The sequence below is a fragment of the Marinobacter sp. 1_MG-2023 genome (assembly GCF_030549045.1).
Lineage (GTDB): Bacteria > Pseudomonadota > Gammaproteobacteria > Pseudomonadales > Oleiphilaceae > Marinobacter.
Map to the genome: position 1 here is coordinate 1,300,878 of NZ_JAUOST010000001.1, position 18,059 is coordinate 1,318,936.

Annotated in this window: 15 protein-coding genes; all 15 read left to right on the plus strand. The window is 46.1% G+C overall.

Annotated elements, in window-relative coordinates:
• Window positions 1-117: 117 nt before the first annotated feature.
• Window positions 118-636, plus strand: coding sequence for an acyltransferase (locus Q4606_RS05945; protein ID WP_303606953.1), 519 nt, complete (start codon window positions 118-120; stop codon window positions 634-636).
• Between the two features lie 163 nt (window positions 637-799).
• On the plus strand, window positions 800-2,053 hold the full coding sequence (locus Q4606_RS05950) for a lipopolysaccharide biosynthesis protein (RefSeq protein WP_303607020.1): 1,254 nt from the start codon (window positions 800-802) through the stop codon (window positions 2,051-2,053).
• Between the two features lie 43 nt (window positions 2,054-2,096).
• The gene (locus Q4606_RS05955) at window positions 2,097-3,728 is read left to right on the plus strand and encodes a hypothetical protein (protein ID WP_303606954.1); all 1,632 of its coding nucleotides are present in this window, start codon (window positions 2,097-2,099) and stop codon (window positions 3,726-3,728) included.
• Window positions 3,725-4,783, plus strand: a complete 1,059-nt coding sequence (locus Q4606_RS05960; RefSeq protein WP_303606955.1) for an N-acetylneuraminate synthase family protein — start codon at window positions 3,725-3,727, stop codon at window positions 4,781-4,783. Before Q4606_RS05955 ends, Q4606_RS05960 begins: the two co-directional genes overlap by 4 nt.
• Window positions 4,780-5,931, plus strand: a complete 1,152-nt coding sequence (locus tag Q4606_RS05965) for a polysaccharide pyruvyl transferase family protein (RefSeq protein ID WP_303606956.1) — start codon at window positions 4,780-4,782, stop codon at window positions 5,929-5,931. The genes Q4606_RS05960 and Q4606_RS05965 overlap by 4 nt, the downstream gene beginning before the upstream one ends.
• 32 nt (window positions 5,932-5,963) lie before the next feature.
• Window positions 5,964-7,412 (plus strand): hypothetical protein, encoded by a 1,449-nt coding sequence (locus tag Q4606_RS05970; protein WP_303606957.1) that lies wholly within the window; start codon window positions 5,964-5,966, stop codon window positions 7,410-7,412.
• 415 nt (window positions 7,413-7,827) lie between these two features.
• Window positions 7,828-9,084 carry a hypothetical protein gene (locus Q4606_RS05975; RefSeq protein WP_303606958.1) on the plus strand — a complete coding sequence of 419 codons (1,257 nt, stop codon included), beginning with the start codon at window positions 7,828-7,830 and terminating at the stop codon, window positions 9,082-9,084.
• Window positions 9,071-10,219, plus strand: a complete 1,149-nt coding sequence (locus tag Q4606_RS05980; protein ID WP_303606959.1) for a glycosyltransferase — start codon at window positions 9,071-9,073, stop codon at window positions 10,217-10,219. The genes Q4606_RS05975 and Q4606_RS05980 overlap by 14 nt, the downstream gene beginning before the upstream one ends.
• A 4-nt stretch (window positions 10,220-10,223) precedes the next feature.
• Window positions 10,224-11,351 (plus strand): GDP-mannose 4,6-dehydratase, encoded by a 1,128-nt coding sequence (gene gmd, locus Q4606_RS05985; protein WP_303606960.1) that lies wholly within the window; start codon window positions 10,224-10,226, stop codon window positions 11,349-11,351.
• A gap of 6 nt (window positions 11,352-11,357) precedes the next feature.
• On the plus strand, window positions 11,358-12,323 hold the full coding sequence (locus tag Q4606_RS05990) for a GDP-L-fucose synthase (RefSeq protein ID WP_303606961.1): 966 nt from the start codon (window positions 11,358-11,360) through the stop codon (window positions 12,321-12,323).
• Window positions 12,324-12,380: 57 nt separating this feature from the next.
• A complete protein-coding gene (locus tag Q4606_RS05995; RefSeq protein WP_303606962.1) occupies window positions 12,381-13,787 on the plus strand; it encodes a mannose-1-phosphate guanylyltransferase/mannose-6-phosphate isomerase in 1,407 nt (468 codons plus the stop codon).
• Window positions 13,774-14,556 carry a glycosyltransferase family 2 protein gene (locus tag Q4606_RS06000; protein WP_303606963.1) on the plus strand — a complete coding sequence of 261 codons (783 nt, stop codon included), beginning with the start codon at window positions 13,774-13,776 and terminating at the stop codon, window positions 14,554-14,556. The genes Q4606_RS05995 and Q4606_RS06000 overlap by 14 nt, the downstream gene beginning before the upstream one ends.
• Entirely contained in the window at window positions 14,553-15,470 is a 918-nt protein-coding gene (locus tag Q4606_RS06005) for an NAD-dependent epimerase/dehydratase family protein (RefSeq protein ID WP_303606964.1), read from the plus strand. Before Q4606_RS06000 ends, Q4606_RS06005 begins: the two co-directional genes overlap by 4 nt.
• 9 nt (window positions 15,471-15,479) lie before the next feature.
• A complete protein-coding gene (locus Q4606_RS06010; protein ID WP_303606965.1) occupies window positions 15,480-16,037 on the plus strand; it encodes a sugar transferase in 558 nt (185 codons plus the stop codon).
• A gap of 65 nt (window positions 16,038-16,102) precedes the next feature.
• On the plus strand, window positions 16,103-18,043 hold the full coding sequence (locus Q4606_RS06015) for a nucleoside-diphosphate sugar epimerase/dehydratase (RefSeq protein WP_303606966.1): 1,941 nt from the start codon (window positions 16,103-16,105) through the stop codon (window positions 18,041-18,043).
• The last annotated feature ends 16 nt before the right edge of the window (window positions 18,044-18,059 follow it).

An 18,059-nucleotide genomic window follows, 5' to 3' on the forward strand; every position in this document is an offset into this window, starting at 1 on the left:
CCGCTACTCGTGTCGAAAGAGACTAAAAACCGCCTCAAACCGTGCTTCTCCTTATTACGAACGCCTAAGGCCGACAGGTGGCTAGATCTATAACAAAATATCACGAAGGAACGCTAAATGAGATCTATTATTAACATTTTTTTGCTGTGGAGGAGAAACGTAATTCGGAAATATTACACAAAAAAGGTCCTATGGCAGTGTGCAGATTACAAAGGGCCTGTAATTGTGAACGGAAAATCCTCAGTGACATCAACAACAACCTTAGGGGCGAACGTTAATTTCAACGGTATGCAAATCACTGGTGGTGGGAGGGTATTTATTGGAGACAACTTTCATTCTGGCCCCGGCTGTTTGTTTATTTCTGAAAACCACAATTTTGATTTTGGAAGTTCGATTCCTTACGACAGCACATATGTGCATAAGGATATAGTAATAAGCGACAACGTATGGCTGGGGAGTAGAGTGATCGTGTTGGGTGGCGTGTCTATAGGGGAAGGTGCAATAATTCAAGCTGGAAGTTGTGTGGTGAGTGATATCCCATCATATGCAATTGCTGGCGGCCATCCAGCAAAATCATTTGGTCAGCGGAATGTAGAGCATTATGAGAAGCTGAAGGCTGAGAAGAAATTCCATTAAAGAAAACGGGGTGTTTAACAAGCTCCGGCTAAATCAAAGCGAGTGGCGGTCGACAAAAAATTCGTGTACCCGTTACACGTTTTTAATTAACTTTGGTAGTAAACCAGTCAATAACTAGGGCGTAAAACTTAACTTGTTAAAAAAAATTCGTCATAGTTCATTAGTGTCCGGTAGTGGAATTTATGCGATCTCCACATTGATTAATTCTTCCATACCGTTCCTACTGCTTCCGATACTCACTCGACACCTCACTCCTGAAGAGTATGGTGTAGTCGCAGTGTTTCAGGTCTGGTGTAGCTTGCTTGGGGTATTTTGTGGCCTTAATACTTATGGGGCTGCAACTCGGAAATATTACGATTACGACGAACCAGAAAGATACATGGGAGACTATGTGGCGGCCTGTGTAGCAATTATGATAATCAGCTCTATAATACTAACCGTTATTATGTTACAGCTTGTGGATCCGCTTTTAAAGATACTCGGATTGCCTAGGGAGTGGCTTTTCGCAGGTATACTGGTTGGTATAGGTAATTTCTTAGTTCAGTTGCGACTACGGCAGTGGCAGGTTAGAAAAGAGCCCATGAAGTATGGGCAATTCCAAATCAGTCAAAGCGCCTTTAATGCCGGTTTGTCGTTGCTCCTAGTGTTAACAGTTTCACTAGGTGTTGATGGAAGACTAGTTGGCATAACTTCATCAATGTTACTGTTTGGGGTTTTAGGCGCAATTTTGCTTTGGCGGGATAAGCTTTTAACTCTTAGTTGGAAACCGGAATTAATTAAGGATGCGTTAACATTCAGTGTGCCTTTGCTCCCTCATTTTATCGGTGGTTTTTTACTGTTAACCGTGGATAGGGCCGTAATAAGCTCTATTCTGGGTTTAGAGGCAGCCGGTCACTACATGGTTGCAGCACAGTTGGCACTTGCGCTAAATTTATTATTGCAGAGTATACACAAAGCATATGTTCCTTGGCTTTTTGAGCGCTTAAAACAGGATAACTGTGAAGAAAAAAAGCACATAATTAAGATTAGCTATTTATATTTTTTGGGGCTTGTAATAATTGCATTATTTGCGTTCATTTTTGGGAAGCCGGCTCTGATATTTATCGCTGGTGTAGAGTATGCGCCCGCTGGTGATGTCATAGGTTGGTTGGTTTTAGCTCAAACAATACTTGGTATGTACTTCGTGGTATCCAGCTATCTGATTTACGCTAAAAAAACTCAGCAAATATCTAAGATAACGATTTTATCCGGCGCTATAAATATTGTTCTTCTGCTAACCCTTTTGGAGCCCTATGGTCTAGCCGGTGCCGCTTGGGCTATGTGTGTCGGTACAACCGTTCAATTTCTCGCCACATGGTTTTTGGCATCTCGCGCTATTGCAATGCCGTGGTCGCTGAAGAGAATAATTTTTGGATAATCTTAGCGCAAGTTACCAATTAACTAGGATTTAAAGCCCAGATATGAATGAAATACTGATTGTCATTCCGGCCCGTGGTGGTTCGAAAGGTATTCCAAGGAAAAACCTTAGAATTCTGGATGGAAAACCACTTATTCAGTACTCAATTACTATGGCGCTGTCATCGCGCTATAAGCCCGATGTTTATGTCTCTACAGAAGATGATGAAATTGCACTAATATCTGAAAAGTTAGGGGCGTCGGTTGTCAAGCGAGAGGTAAATAAAGCAGGTGATGATACAACGCTTGATCCTGTTATATACGATTGCATGAACCGGGCAGAAAAAAACGAAGGAAAAGAATACCAGTTGATCGTTACCCTCCAGCCAACTTCGCCTCTCCTTAAAAGGGAATCTTTGGATGCTGCGCTGGGTTCTTTGCTTCTAAATGAGACCGTTGACACAGTTATTTCGGCCGTAAATGATACTCACCTTACCTGGCGCTATGAAAATGGATGCTATACTCCAAATTACAGCGAGCGTTTGAATCGACAGTACTTGACCCCGACTTTTAAGGAAACTGGAGGGTTTCTGATTACGAGAAAGCGTTGTATATCAGAAATTAGTCGTATAGGTAATTGCGTTGAGTTATTTGAGCTTCAGGGTAGTGAGGCTATCGATATAGATAATTATGAAGACTGGAGTCTATGTGAATATTACAAGAACCGAAAAAAAATTCTTTTTGTGGTTTCCGGCTATCAGGAGATCGGTTTAGGGCATGTATATAACTCACTTATAATCGCGAATGATATTCTGAGTCATCAGCTTGAATTTCTGGTTGATCGGAAAAGTAGGCTTGCATTTGACAAAATCGCATCGAAAAATTATTTAGTTTCTATTCAGGAAACAGGTAACTTGCTTCAGGACATTGAGGTTAGACAGCCCGATGTGATAATCAATGACCGCCTCGACACCGAAGCAAGTGAGATCTTAGAACTCAAAAGAAAGGGTATTAAAGTCATAAATTTCGAGGATCTCGGGGAAGGTGCCGAGTACGCGGACTTGGTTATCAATGCTATTTATCCGGAGCGCCAAGTGTTGCCCAATCATTATTTTGGACATGAATACGTTGTTCTAAGAGACGAGTTTATCCTAAGCCAGCCAAAGCCTGTCAGCGATGCTGTTAGAAAGGTTCTGCTAACTTTTGGGGGGGTTGATCCAGCCAACCTTACGAGAAAAGTTCTCCAGGCGATTTATGGATATTGCCAATCCCAAAGAATAGAAATATTGGTGGTGACTGGCTTTGGTTATCGACACCACGACTCGCTTGATGAGTTTGAGGATGTCCGGGTCGTTCGAAATACGATGTCAATATCCGATCACATGGCCAGCGCCGATATCGCATTTACGTCAGCCGGGAGAACAACGTACGAAATTGCCTCCCTTGAGGTTCCTTGTATTGTTTTGGCCCAGAACGCACGCGAATTATCTCATCTCTTTGCCAGCGCAGAATTTGGATTTCTTAACCTTGGAGACGGTAAAAAAGTTGACACGGTAACAATACTTAAACACTTTGTTCAGCTCGTAGAAAGTCCAGAATCGCGCAAACACATGGCCAGTCTGATGTCTCAGGCTGACCTGTCGAGCGGTCGAAAACGGGTTCAGAAACTTATACGAAACGTTTTGGAGTCATCATGAAATTAAAAGATTTCTTATCAAGTATTAATACATACGGAGCGGAACTTCACCGCCCTTTTATCATTGCAGAGGCAGGCGTCAACCATGAAGGGTCAATGGTGACAGCGAAGCGTTTGGTGGATGAGGCATCGGAAGGAGGTGCAGACGCCATAAAATTCCAGACATACAAAGCTGATACCTTGGCTTCTCGCCACTCACCTGCCTATTGGGACACATCCAAAGAGCCCACCCTTTCCCAGCATGAGCTATTCTCCAAGCACGACAAGTTTTGGAAGAAAGAAATGGAACAGCTCAAAGAGTACTGTGATCTCAGAAATATTGAATTCATGAGCACGCCGTTCGATTTGGAGTCAGCTCAGTTCCTCAATGAATTGATGGATGTGTTCAAAATCTCATCATCCGACATTACCAATAAGCCCTTCATTAAATATCTTTGTGGCTTTAATAAGCCAATCATATTGTCGACAGGTGCAAGCGAACTCTGGGAAATTCAGGAGGCAGTCAGTTGGATAGAGGAGTTCGGTAACCCTGTTGCATTGCTGCATTGTGTTCTTAATTATCCAACCCCTGATGAGAATGCCAATTTGGGAATGATCCGAGGGTTGCTTAAAGCCTTTCCTGATAAGCTGATTGGTTATTCCGACCATACAATGCCAGCAGATATGAAAGTTTGTGAAATTGCGGCGTTACTCGGAAGTGTTATCATCGAAAAACACTTCACGCACGATAAGACGCTGCCGGGTAATGACCACTACCACGCCATGGATGTGCATGACCTTAAGCTATTTCAGAGGAACATGGACCGGGTGTTCGGGTTGTTGGGTGGGTTTCGTGTAGACGCTCTGAAAGATGAAGAAATTTCCAGGAGAAACGCCCGTAGGAGCTTGATTGCTAGAAATGACCTAAAATCTGGTCAGGAAATTACAGAGAGTGACCTCACCTTTAAACGCCCTGCTTACGGCATTAGTCCTCGTTTGATTGATGATCTCGTTGGTAAAAAAGTGGTTAAGGAAATTCCTGAAGATACAGTACTACATTGGAACATGTTTGAATGAAGCCATACTACGTTTTGCTTACCGGGAGCAGGAATAACGCTGGAGACTTTCTGATAAAACATCGAGCAAAGGCTTTGTTTGCTCAAGAAAGGTCAGATAGGGACATTGTTGATCTCAACGCTTGGGAGCCTTTCGATAAGGAGAGACTTGATCTGGTAAACGATGCTTGCGCGGTGATACTGATGGGCGGTCCGTCGCTCAGGTACGAAATGTATCCTGAGATCTATCGCCTCACAAAAAATTTGGCGGATATAACTGTTCCACTTACGCTAATGGGAGTCGGCTGGAAATCAGCCGCGGGGCGCTGGCAGGACACTTACAACTATTCATTTTCGGAGCACTCTATTCAATTATTGAAAAAAGCAGAGAGCTCGGGTCTTCCTATTAGTGTTCGTGATTATCATAGTATGAATAGTTTACGTTTCAATTCTATTAACAATGTGATGATGACCGGTTGTCCAGCCTATTATGATCTAGACTCGCTCAATGTCGCACCTCAGCTGCCGGGAAAGATTTCCCGCGTTGGATTTTCTCTAGGGGTTTCATTTGTGCAAAGCTCACAAATGGAATCGCAGATGAAGCAGCAGATTCTTGCGTGCCGGAAACTGTACAAAGACGCAGAGTTTAAGGTTCTTTTCCATCATTCGCTAGAGCTTAATACTACTGAAGCCGCTTACGGCAGTTCGATGCCAGAGCATCTCCGGCGACACCAGCTATTCGCTGGCTGGCTGGATTCCGAGCAGATTCCTTATAGCGACATATCGGGTAGTGCACAAAACCTGATTAAAACCTATAGCGATATCGATCTTCATGTCGGTTACCGTGTACACGCGCACATTTTTATGAACAGCATAGGAAAACTTTCGTTGCTTTTATCTGAAGATGGGCGGGCTAAGGGCAGTCACGGTGCCATCGGCGGCATGGTTGTCGATGGATATGACGAGCTGAGAGAGGGCTTTATGGACAAAGTTTTACGAAGGATATGCGGTAAGCCGGATCCGTATGTACCCAACAAACATGCGACGGCGGATATGTTATCCATGTTAGAGTACGAATTGTTGTCAGAAGGGCAAAGAACACTGACCGCAAACGCAGCTATACATCAAAACTTTCTACAAATGAAGCGATACCTGCGATTGTTGCCTTAACAAGCGGGTCTTCAGGGTGATTGCGATTCATTATGCGATGGTTTAAAGAAATAACAGGTATCCTTAACAATGAACCAGAAACGTGGTTGGCTTATCTGCATGGCCAACAACTGCACAATCGCCCTATGCTTACAAGGGAAAAACCTCGCTACCGAGGATTTTTCCTACAAGTGGCCAAATTCGGCGCGTTACTACTTCGGGATCTCCGGCTGAAGCAACCACTAGAGCTCAAACACCGTGCCAAATTCTTAGTGTTCGCAGGCACGGCTAACCAAATGGGCTCGCTAGATAAAACCGTTAGTTCGTTGGAATACCGAGGAGAAGAACTCATTTCCATCTGCGACCCTCAGTTGCTTACAGGTCGGGACAGAGTCAAAGATCACATTCCTTACCAATTGAGCATAACTGACGTAGTTCGATCGGTCATCTTGTTTACTTACCGAGGTTATGGTTTATATCGCATGTTAAAGAAGAAGCACCCCGTTTCTGTGAAGTGGCATTTTGCTACCTTCTGCCGAGTTTATATTTATCTGGCCTACTTTTATCGGGTGCTGTCGCAGGTTAAACCAGAATTCGTAATCACGGCTAACGACCACAATGCTCCCAACCGTTGCATGCTTGCCGTCGCTCATCTTCAGGGCATTAAGACGGTGTACCTGCAACATGCATCTGTTAGCCCTATTTTCCCTGCGTTACGATTAAATTATGCGTTTCTTGATGGCCAGTCTGCGCTTGACATCTACCGAGAATGTGAACGAAACCAACCGAGTACCGCGCGAAACGTTCCGATACCACAGGTAATTCTCTCTGGTCAGAAGAAATACCTGAAAAGGTCGAACGGGCCAAACAAAAAGGTGGTGGGTGTGGCTCTGAACGCGCTGGATAACGCCGAGGCTGGCATTGAGCTTATCAATGCCTTGGTGGAAAACGGCCAAGCCGTCTGCTTGCGGTGGCATCCCGGTCAGGCACGGCGAGACATCGGGCAATACCGCGGAGCCTTTGCTAATAGTGAGCGAGTTGAACTTAGTGACCCTCGCGAAGAGTTCGTCTCGAACTTCATGGAAAAAATAGGCTGGTTGATTGCTGGCAATAGCAGTATCCATCTGGAAGCCGCTCTGGCAGGGGTAATGCCGATATACTATGAACTTGAACCCGCAGACCAGCCGGATTACTACGGCTATGTAAAACATGGCCTGGCCGCGCCTGCATCATCGGTTGGTGAAGTGTTAAAGCTGATCGAAAACGCCCGTGACAATCATGGTTCAAGCGCTGAAGCTGTTCGTTATTATAGTTCGACTTATTTGACGGAGTGGGAAAGTAGGGAGGGCGAACTCGTTGCTGAGTGTTTGCGGCGGCTGTCTGTAGGGGGAGCTCTGCCGGTTGAGGTGTCAGAGTTTTACTACACATCCGAGCCTGTTGAAAGTCTGCGGCAAGGTCAGATATTGAAAGGGATTAGCCCGGATTGCTCATTGGCGCCCTAGCGATCACCGTAGATCTGACAAGTTGTCGCTATTAAAGCTCAGTTGCAATCATGATTGCTCAACAATTGATCAACTTCTTTTACTTAGATTCATGGACCCTAACCCCATTGGTTCCGACCGTTGGAGCGCCGAGCATCTAGGCCGGAATCAGGAGGTGGGCCTAGCAAGTCAGGGAGCTTTTTCAACGGTACCGGAGTTTGACCATCTTTACAAAGATAGGCACCACTCACTAGTGGCCGGATCCGGTGGGTATTGCGATTGATGACCGCCCCCCCCCCCACCTTGAGTGTCATCTATTTCGCTGTCTTAGACGGTCCTAGCACCGGGCGACCAAAAAGAACGCGGCGATCCCCTGCGCCCGTAACTCCCCAAAGACACAGACTTGCATAAACGGCATGATGGCCCAAGGAAAAAAATGATTCCTGAATTTGCATACTTTTTTAGCTTGTCTTGTGCTTTCTTTTATGTTTTCGTAAAAAAAAGGCAATTAGATCTATTTTCCGTATCTGCGATATGTGCTTTTTTATATTCCTATCCTTTGTTTTTTGGAGTGATATATGATCCGGGTGCTAATTCTTATGTAAAAATATCCGATGTTATTTATTATTTTTACTCAGTTTTTTTTATTTTGTTGGTTGGGTTTGCAGTAATTTTCGATTTTTTATATAAAAAAATAAAAATAAGGATGGGAAGAAATCTTCATTGTGCGCCAAAAACGATGCTCGGTATAATGTTAGTTTTTTCTTGTGTTTTGTTTTTTATGGTGCTTGTTTTTGGGTTAGATGATCTATTGAAAGATGGTAAGTCTGGATTAGTAAGCCTCGGGATTCTTTTTACTGTTTTTTCATGGTCGGTTCTTACTTTTTTCTCGTATGCGCAATTTTCGGGCATTAAGCATTATTCTTTATTCGCTTTTTTATTGATATTTTTTCTACTTTTTGTTGGCTCTCGGTCTTATTTCGCGACGAGTCTTATAATTTTTGTTTTAGTTTACTTTAAAGATAAGGATAGTTTTAGATTGGTAATGAATATTAAATTACTATTTTTCGGATTTTCACTTGTTGTTTTTTTAGTTTTTTATAAAGTTTTATATCAAGATATTTTTTCTTTAGATTTTTCTGGTGCATTAAGTAAGTCTTCTAATTTAAGTATTTTGGCTTATAGAGTTCTTGATGGCAGTGAGTCCACTTTGATAATGTCAAATTTTAACAACTCCATTCATGGCTTCGAGAAAAATGGATCAAACGATTATTATTTTTTGGGTTTGTTTTTTAGGCTTTTTCCATTTTTCTCTGATTATATTTCTAGTTTCTTTGGGTATGAACTTTCAAGGTACTCGTCGGTTATAATGAAGGAATTTTATCCTGGAGTATCATATGGAATGGGGGCATCATTTTGGGGTGAGGCTATTTATGGTGGTGGGTTCCTTGGCCTTGCGCTGTTTTTAATGTTTTACTTCGTATTGGTTTTTTTGGGCTCATGGGTTATTGTTGTCCGCGCGCCAGATTTTTTAAAATCTTTTCTTTTGGTGCCATTTTCTTACGTTGCATTTTATATTCATAGAATAGAGTTTTCTTTTGTGATTTATGTTTTTTGTATTTGTATTTTCCTAATGTGTTTTTATTTTTTTGTTTATCTTTTTTTAAAAAGAGGTGTGTATGAAGGAGGGTGAGGCCAAAATAATTTCCATTATTGAAAATATGGATGATAGCTATGGAGGGCCCTCAGTGTCATTGCCGGGCTTAATTAAAGCACTGCAGAAAAACTTCCATATTCCTGTTAAAATTATAAGTGTTCGATTAAGTGATAATGAATTTAATTCATCATTGCAAGGTAGCAATATTGAATGGGATAATAGCTGTAGGAAAATTGGTCCGAGAAAGATAATGTTTTCTTTTAAGTTTTATAGGGTTCTAAAAAACAATATATCTTGTAACGACCTGGTGTACATAAATAACCTTTGGAATTATGTTTCATTTTGCGCCTATTTGGTTGCGAGAAAGAAAGGCGCGAAAATAGTTTTTGCGCCCAGGGGGTCGCTTTATGAATGGTCTCTAAAACAAAGGGGGGGGCTAAAAAAAATTGCTTCTTTAGTTTTTCAAAAAAGGTTTATGGCAAAAAGTGATATGGTTCATGTTACCTCGGAATCTGAATTTGAGGCGGTACAAAGGTATGGAGTTGATAAGACTAAGATTGTGTTAATACCCCATGGCGTTGATTTTCCAGCTGAAACCGATTTCACATCGGTCAAGCGTGACCGAATTGTTAAAGGCTTTGAGCTGCCGAAAAAGTACTTTTTGTTTATGTCTAGACTCCACAAAAAAAAAGGGCTTGATATTCTTATTGAAATTTGGAATCGGTTTAGGCATGAGTATCCTGACTGGGAACTTGTTGTTGCGGGCCCTGATTATGGGCAGTATCAAGCATCCGACGCTCTTTCCACGGTCTTGTATTTAGGTTCGGTATCTGGAGATGATAAGAGTAAAGTGTTGGAGAACTGTGAGTTTTTAGTATTGCCGTCCTATTCAGAAAATTTTGGTGTTGTAATTGCTGAAGCTATGGCTTTTTCCAAGCCTGTCATTACTAGCTCAAATACTCCTTGGGAAGAGCTAAACGATAAGTGTGCTGGTCGTTGTGTTGATCTCAATGATTTTGAAAGTGTGCTTAAGGAGTTTTTAGAACTTGATGAAAGTGCGATGGCTAAAATGGGGGGTATTGCGAGAAAAATCATACAGGACAAGTACTCGTGGGGCCTCAGGAGTAAGGAATTTTTTGAAAAAGTATATTTGCCGCTGACTAGAGATTGACAGTATGGATATAAAGAAAAAAGCATTAATTACAGGTGTCACTGGCCAAGACGGCTCCTACTTAGCCGAATTTCTCCTAGAAAAAGGCTACGAAGTCCACGGTATTAAACGTCGTGCCTCGCTGTTCAATACCCAGCGGGTAGACCATATCTACCAAGATCCTCACGTAGAACACCAAAATTTCGTGCTTCACTACGGCGATTTGACGGATTCCTCGAACCTCACCCGCATTCTGCAAGAGGTTCAGCCGGATGAGGTGTATAACCTAGGGGCTCAGTCTCACGTTGCGGTGTCTTTCGAAGCGCCAGAATATACAGCAGATGTTGACGCTATCGGTACTTTGCGGCTGCTCGAAGCCATTCGTTTTTTGGGGCTGGAAAAACAAACTAAGTTTTACCAAGCGTCCACTTCGGAGCTTTACGGCTTGGTTCAGGAAATGCCCCAAAAAGAAACTACTCCGTTTTACCCACGCTCGCCCTATGCCGTGGCTAAGCTCTACGCGTACTGGATCACGGTGAACTACCGCGAGTCCTATGGGATGTACGCCTGTAACGGGGTGTTGTTTAACCATGAATCCCCGCGTCGTGGTGAAACTTTTGTTACCCGCAAAATTACCCGTGGTCTGGCCAACATCGCCCAAGGTCTGGAAGACTGCCTGTATATGGGGAACATGGATGCACTGCGCGATTGGGGACACGCAAAAGACTACGTGCGCATGCAATGGATGATGCTGCAGCAGGACCATCCGGAGGATTTTGTGATCGCGACCGGGAAGCAATATTCCGTTCGGGAATTTATTCAATGGTCCGCCAAAGAGCTGGGTATTTCATTGCGTTTTGAAGGCAAGGGCGTCGAAGAGGTTGCCGTGATCGACGCCATTGATGGTGACGATGCGCCAGCCCTCAAAGTGGGTGACACGATTGTGCGGGTCGACCCGCGCTACTTCCGCCCGGCCGAAGTTGAAACCCTATTGGGCGACCCGACCAAGGCCAATGAAAAACTGGGTTGGACGCCAGAGATCACCGCGCTTGAGATGTGTGCTGAAATGGTTGCTGATGATCTCCGAACGGCCAAGCGTCATTCATTGTTAAAGCAACATGGTCACGAAGTGATGATTTCGGTGGAGAACTAATCAGCTATGTCTAATCAACGTATATTTGTCGCCGGGCACAAAGGGATGGTTGGTTCTGCGTTGGTGCGCCAACTGGAAACTGACAAGAGCGTGGAGCTGGTAATTCGCAGCCGAGCTGAGCTGGACCTGCTGGATCAAGGAGCAGTGCTCTCGGTTTTCCGTGAGCAAAACATCGACCAAGTGTATTTGGCCGCGGCAAAGGTGGGGGGCATTCACGCTAACAACACTTACCCGGCAGAATTCATCTACGAAAACCTGATGATTGAAGCCAATATCATCCACTGCGCCTATTTGGCCGGTGTTAAGAAGCTATTGTTCTTGGGTTCCTCCTGTATCTACCCGAAAATGGCTGAGCAGCCGATGAAAGAAGAGGCTTTGCTGACGGGCCAGCTGGAGTCCACCAACGAACCTTACGCCATCGCCAAGATCGCCGGTATTAAGTTATGCGAAAGCTATAACCGCCAATACAGCCTCGACTATCGCAGCGTTATGCCCACCAACCTGTACGGACAGAATGACAACTTTCACTTCGAAAACAGCCATGTCATTCCCGCCATGATGCGTCGTTTCCACGAAGCGAAAGAAGCAAACGCAGGGAAGGTTGTAGTATGGGGTAGCGGAAAACCCATGCGTGAGTTTCTACACGTGGACGATATGGCCGCTGCAAGTGTGTATGTAATGAACCTGGATGACGAAACCTATCAGGCCAACACTCAGCCCATGCTCTCGCATATTAATGTGGGAACGGGCGTCGACTGCACGATTCGTGAGCTGGCAGAAACGATGATGCGCGTGGTGGGGTTTGACGGTGAGTTAGTGTTTGATGCCAGCAAACCAGACGGTACCCCTCGTAAGTTGATGGATGTTTCTCGCTTGAATGCGCTTGGTTGGGAGGCTAGCACCTCTCTGGAGCTTGGCCTTGCATTAACCTATGAATGGTTTCTGAAGAATCGGGAAACTTTGCGAGTCTAAACGTCTTATCATCATTCTCTTATCTCCAGTCTGAGTTGTAACCCCCAAGGATTAAGCATGATTAGCCCAGTAGTAATTGCTGGGGGCACCGGTTCTCGACTTTGGCCCCTGTCTCGCCAGCGGAATCCAAAACAGTTTTTAAAGCTTTGTGGCGAGTTAACACTTTTACAGCAAAGCCTGTCCCGCTTGATAGGTTTGGAAACGACGTCTCCGGCAATTATTTGCAATGAGCAGCACCGCTTTATAGTGGCTGAGCAGGTTCGACAGCTGTCGGTCAAAGATGCGACTATCCTTTTGGAGCCTGTCGACCGTAATACAGCGCCAGCAATAGCGCTAGCTGCGCTTAACGCAACACGAAATGGACAAGACCCGATATTGTTGGTTTTGGCTGCGGATCACTTTATTTCGGATCAATGCGCATTTAAGCGGGCCGTGTTGAAGGCAGAAAAGTTGGCTGAACAGAGCAAACTTGTGACGTTTGGTATTGTGCCAACGCTGCCCGAAACCGGTTATGGCTATATCCAGCGGGGCGATGCCTTGCTTCAGGAAGGGTATGCTGTGGTCCGTTTCGTAGAAAAGCCTGATGTGGCTACAGCCAAGGCTTATCTGGATTCTAAAGATTACTACTGGAACAGCGGCATGTTTATGTTCAAGGCCAGTGTGTACTTGGACGCACTGGCTGAATTCCAGCCGGACATTTTGGGTGCTTGTAAAGCTGCCTTAGAGAATGGCCAGCAGGATACGGACTTCTTGCAGGTGGATGCCGGCGTATTTGCTCAGTGCGCGGAGAGCTCAATTGATTACGCAGTGTTGGAAAAAGCGTCAGCGGCAGCTGTGGTGCCTTTAGACGCAGACTGGAGCGATATCGATTCCTGGTTTGCGCTTTGGGAGATTGGTGATAAAGATGCAGATGGTAACGTCTGCAAGGGCGATGTGCTGGCACAGAACACTCGTGGCAGCCTGATTTATGCCGAGCACAAGCTTGTGGCGACGGTAGGCGTCGAAAATCTGGTGGTTGTGGAAACCAAGGATGCAGTGCTGGTCGCGCACAAAGACAAAGCTCAGGATGTCAAAAATGTGGTAAAGGCCATAAAAAATGATGGCCGCCATGAGCACATGAACCATCGAGAGGTTTATCGGCCCTGGGGTGCATATGACTCGATCGACATTAGCAAACGCTATCAAGTGAAGTGTATTAAAGTGAAACCTGGAGCGAAGCTTTCAGTGCAAATGCACCACCATCGTGCCGAGCACTGGATTGTTGTGAGTGGGACGGCGATGGTCACGGTTGATGATGAGCAGTATCTGGTTACAGAGAACCAATCAACCTATATTCCGGTGGGGCAGGTGCATTGCCTCGAAAACCCAGGCGTAATTCCGCTGGAATTGATTGAAGTTCAATCTGGTTCATATTTGGGTGAGGACGATATTGTGAGGCTTAAGGATCTGTATGGGCGAGTTTAATTCCGATTACCCTAAAATATCGATTATTACGGTTTGCTTTAACAGTGCGGCTACGGTTAGGGATACGCTTGAATCGGTGGCTGAGCAGGATTATCCAAATATTGAATATCTTGTTATTGATGGTGGGTCAACAGACTCAACGTCGGGTATTATTGAAGAATATCGCGACCGTATTGATTACGTTGTATCCGAGAAGGATGATGGCATTTACGATGCCATGAATAAGGGTATTCGAGCATCAGCCGGCGATTTCGTAGGTATTTTGAACTCTGACGATGTCTTCTCGGGTACCGATTCGGTTACAAAAATTGCGTCCGCTATACGGCATAATAAAGGTGTAGACGCCGTGTATGGTGACTTGGTATATGTTGATCGTGCCAACCTCGATAAGACAGTGCGGCTCTATTCGTCGAAATTTTTTCGTCCATGGAAAATGAGATTCGGTTTCATGTTACCTCACCCGACTTTTTACGCCCGGCGTGAACTGTTTGACAGGCTAGGTCTTTACAGAACGGATTATCGTGTTGCTGCGGACTTTGAGTTGCTTAGTCGTTTCCTTTGTAAAGGGGTCAAGGTGATTCGTATTGAGGATATATTGGTAAAAATGCGCGATGGTGGTATTAGCTCGACCGGTTTCTGGTGGCGCGTCCATCAGAACTTGGAGATTGTTAAGGCGTGTCGAGGCAACGGCATTTATACGAATATACTTCTGGTTAGCCTGAAAGTGCCTTTTAAGATCGCGAGTTATTTTTTGGCCCGAAATACATGAAGGTATTACTTACTGGAGCGTTTGGTTTTATTGGGCACCGTATATTGACAAGCTTGGCGAACCGAGAGAAAGCGGTAGTCGGGGTAGGCCGTTCACGTTCTATGAATATCGCCTCTGATTTTATTGCAACAAAGTATGTCGACGTAGTAGATGGGGCGACCGACTGGTCTGGCTATTTCGAAGGTATTACGTCTGTTGTTCACTGTGCAGCGGTTGCTCATGGCAAGCGGGGGGATGTTTGGGCAGTCAATGTGGAGGGGGCAGAGAATCTTGCTCGTCAGGCTGCTAAAGCGGGTATTCAGCGCTTTGTTTTCCTGAGCAGTATCGGTGTTAATGGTAGCTCTAGCCTCCTGCCGTTTACCGAGGAGGCGCACCCCAACCCCACTGACGTGTATGCGCGCTCGAAGTGGGAAGCCGAGCAGCGGCTTTGGACCGTGCAGAAAGAAACAGGGATTGAGCTGGTTATTATACGCCCGCCATTGGTATACGGCCCCGGAGCACCTGGGAATTTTGGTGCTTTGCTCCGATGGGTTGCTAAAGGTGCACCCATCCCGCTTGGCGCTATCCACAACAAACGCTCTTTGGTAGCCCTGGATAACTTGGTCGATCTGGTCATCACTTGCATTGACCATCCTGCCGCTGCAAATCAAGTATTTCTCGTCAGCGATGGTGTAGATCTGTCCACCACCGAATTACTGCGTGGTATGGGTAAGGCGATGCGCAAGCCAGCGTGGTTGATTCCTGTGCCTGCCGGGTTGTTGTTGGCAGGTGCAACCATACTGGGTAAAAAGGCAATGGCGCAACGAGTAATGGATTCATTGCAGGTGAATAGTTCTAAAGCCCAATGCTTGCTTGGCTGGCAACCGCCACTGAGTGTCGAAGAAGGTTTGAAACGCTGTTTTCCCGATAACTGAGGGTTGTGTGTGATTCGTTTTTTTGATGTTTTTTTTGCGTTATTGGGGCTGGTATTTGGGTTTCCGGTACTGTTGCTGTTGGTTATTATTGGTTTGTTTGATACTGGGTCCCCTATGTTTTGGCAGGAGCGGGTAGGGCGGCATAAAAAGCCGTTCACGCTAGTTAAATTTCGTACTATGGCAGTCGACACGGCCTCGGTAGCCAGTCATCTTTCTAGTAGTTCATCCATCACCAAATTCGGCCACTTTTTACGTCGCACCAAACTGGACGAACTGCCACAACTTTGGAATGTTCTCAAAGGTGAGATGAGCTTGGTTGGACCGAGGCCCTGTTTGTTCAATCAGCGTGAGTTGATTGCGGAGCGTGAGCAACGCGGCGTGTTGAAGGCGCGCCCGGGTATTACCGGCTTGGCCCAAGTTAACGATATTGATATGTCTACGCCCAAGTTGTTGGCGGAGACCGATGCAAAAATGTTGGTTAACCTGAGCATTCCTGCTTATTTTAAATACATCTTCATGACAGTTACTGGTAAGGGCTCAGGCGATAGAATACCTGGCAAGTATTGACTTTGTTTCCCGCCCCCTCCCACGCAGGGGAAGAGGGTATCAAATGCTTTTAAAAGGTTGAAAACATGTTTAAGAGCTTTCTGGGGCTGCCTAGACTGCAAAAGCGACTCGTTTCTGTTTCAGTAGACGCGATTGCGCTTTCTTTCGCTTTGTGGGCATCGTTTGCGTTGCGATTAGAACAAAGCCTTTGGCTCCCAGATAAGGGGCAGCTTTTAGTGACGGCACTTACCGTAACCTTTACCCTTGGCGTTTTCGTTCGCCTCGGACTCTATCGCGCCGTTGTGCGTTACATGAGTGACAGAGCCTTTCTGACCATCATCATGGGTGTCGGAACTTCCGCTCTCTTATTGATTATCCTCGGCTACAGCCTGCAGGTTCTGGTTCCTCGCTCCGTCCCAATAATCTATGCAGCCCTTGCGTTTATCTTCGTAGGTGGCAGTCGCATGGGCGTGCGCATGCTGGTGCATCATTCCTCCAACAGACGGAAGGAGCGAATTGCGATTGTAGGCGCTGGTGAAACCGGAGCCCAGCTAGCAAGAGCGTTGCAGCAGGGTACTGAGTACCATCCAGTGGTGTTCATTAGTTTGCTGCCTGCAAACCATAAGGCTCTGATTGGCGGGGTGCCTGTTCTTGCTTTGGAACATTTTGAACGTACCATTCGCATCTATGGTGTGAAGCGATTGCTGCTGGCGTTAGATGCCGATAAACAAATTGATCGTCGGCAGTTACTTAACCGCTTGGAGGCACTTAAGCTGCCGGTCCAGACAGTTCCTTCCATGTCTGAATTGGTGGCAGGGCAGGCCCGTATTAACGATATACGGGATCTTGAAATTGAAGACTTGCTGGGTCGGGATCCGGTACAGCCGGATAACGCTCAAGTTGCAGCCAGTCTGTACAACAAGGCGGTAATGGTCACGGGCGCTGGCGGCTCCATTGGTTCCGAGCTTTGCCGGCAGATCATTCAGCACCGGCCCCGGGCTCTGGTTCTGTTCGAGCAGTCTGAATACTCTCTCTATGCCATTGAGCGGGAGCTGCAGGCGATTAACCGGATTGACGGGCTCGGTGTAGAGATCCACCCGCTTCTGGGCAGTGTGGTTCATCGTCGCCGGTGTGAGATGGTGATGCGCAGTTTCGGTATTCAAACGGTTTATCATGCGGCTGCATACAAGCATGTGCCTCTTGTTGAGCATAACGTGATCGAAGGCGTGCAGAACAATACGTTCGGCACGCTGCACGCAGCGGAGGCGGCTATTACGGCCGGCGTCGAACGGTTTGTTCTGATCTCGACCGATAAGGCCGTTCGCCCCACCAATGTAATGGGTGCCAGCAAGCGTATGGCGGAGCTGGTACTACAAGGGTTGGCTCAGCGGCAGAGCAAAACGATTTTCTCGATGGTTCGTTTCGGCAATGTCCTTGGCTCGTCCGGCTCGGTGGTGCCTCTGTTCCGTGATCAGATTCGCGATGGCGGGCCGATTACGGTTACCCACCAGGATATCATCCGTTACTTCATGACTATTCCGGAAGCCAGCCAGCTGGTGTTGCAGGCTGGGAGCATGGGCCGTGGTGGTGAGGTGTTTGTATTGGATATGGGTGAGCCGGTTAAGATTGCCGACCTTGCGCGCAAGATGATTCATTTGATGGGGCTTGTGGAGAAAACGCCGGATCGGCCGGAGGGTGACATTGAGGTTGTCTTCACGGGATTACGGCCGGGTGAAAAGCTGTTTGAGGAGCTGTTGATTGGGGATGATCCTCAGGGCACGTCCCACCCGCGCATTATGATGGCGCGGGAAGTATCGATGGCCTGGGAGGACCTGGAAGTGGTCCTGGGCAAACTTTCGCGGGCCAGCCAGGAATTTGACTGCCGAGAGATTGTCGAGACGCTGAAAAGCGCACCCACTGGGTTTACGCCGAATGACAATGTGGCCGATCTCGTGTGGTGCAATGGCGGCCATAAGCTGACGGTAGAAAAAGAGGGCAAAGGAAAAATACATCGCCTGCCTGTTTGAATGATTACAATAGACA